At 64.0% G+C, this 1177-nt stretch carries 1 protein-coding gene; it reads right to left on the bottom strand.

Annotated elements, in window-relative coordinates:
- Nucleotides 1-184: flagellar hook-length control protein FliK (fliK, locus tag I5W_RS34450; RefSeq protein WP_441294730.1), on the bottom strand; the 184-nt coding region annotated here is incomplete at its 3' end.
- Nucleotides 185-1177: the final 993 nt, after the last annotated feature.

Below are 1177 nucleotides of genomic sequence, written 5' to 3'. Positions count from 1 at the left end.
GGCCCAGCTGAATGCCGGCCTTGTCCATCATTTCGCGCAGCTTGGGCATGGCGCTTTCCAGTGCTTGCTTCACTTCCGGCTGGGCGTAAATGAAGGTGGCATCGGCTTGCTGGTGNTGCACGTTCAGCACCACTTGCATGGGGCCGAGGTCGGGCGGGTTCAGGCTCAGCGAGGCGCTTTGCATCCCGGCGCTGGCCATCCAGGTGATCTTGCTGCCCAGTGCCTGGTTCCAGCCGGCGCTGCCGACGTTGGCCTGGATCTTGTCGCTGTAGGCCGGCGCAAACACGGCTTGCGGCTGGTTGGCGGCCAGCGTCTGCTGCATGGCCGGCAGCACCACTGGGGTGGGCGTGGCCTGTGGCAGGTCTTGCTTGGCCGCGTTGCTGGTCAATTCCGGCGTGGCCTTGCTCAACTGGGCGCGTGCGGCCAGGGTGGTGGCGTCGTCCTTGGGGGCGAGCTTGGCGGCACCCAGGTCGACGGCGGTCTTGCCATCCTTGCCGGCCTGGACCGGTGCATTGGCTTCGGCGACATTGCCCTTGCCGGCCAACTCGGTGGCGGCATCCTGCTTGCCCTTGGCGGCATTCATGGCGTTTTGCAGGGCAGTCAGGTCGACCTTGCCATCCTTCTTGTCCAGCATGGCCTGCTGTTCATCGGCCAGCGACAGCTTGGCACCGCCGCGCTTGGCCTGGGCCAGCAGGTCGGCATCGGTGTTTTGGCTTTTTCCTTCACTGACCGGCTTGACGGCGTTCTGGGCGATATTGGCCACCAACGCCAGCAGCTCGGCCGAGGCCTGGGTGCTGGTGTCGTCGTCGCTGTCCTTGTCCTTGTCGCTGACCTGGTCTTTTTGTTCACTTCCTTCGGTTTTGTTGCTCTTGCTGGCACTCGCATTGGCCTGCGCTTGCTGGTTGGCGGCGGCCTGATTGGCAGCAGCCTGGTTGGCGGCGGCTTGCTCGGCCTGGCGCGACTGTGCCTGGTTGTCCTGCAGGCGGGTGCTGACCTGGCTGTTGAGTACTTGGTTGAAAGGCACATCGGCCGTGAAGCTGTCGGCAGGATTGCCAGAGCGCGCACCGGTGGCGGCTTGCGAGCCGGTGATCACGTTCAACAGCGGCAGGGAAGTGTTCATGATGGTGGCCTGTCGGTAAATGCTACTTGCTGCTCTAGGATGCTGCTTGCCGGTCTT

Origin of the sequence: Herbaspirillum sp. B65, from assembly GCF_000333555.1 — a bacterium.
GTDB lineage: Bacteria > Pseudomonadota > Gammaproteobacteria > Burkholderiales > Burkholderiaceae_D > Herbaspirillum > Herbaspirillum rubrisubalbicans.
The sequence above is the reverse complement of the archived record's forward strand: the minus strand, read 5'-3'. Positions and strand labels throughout refer to the sequence as shown.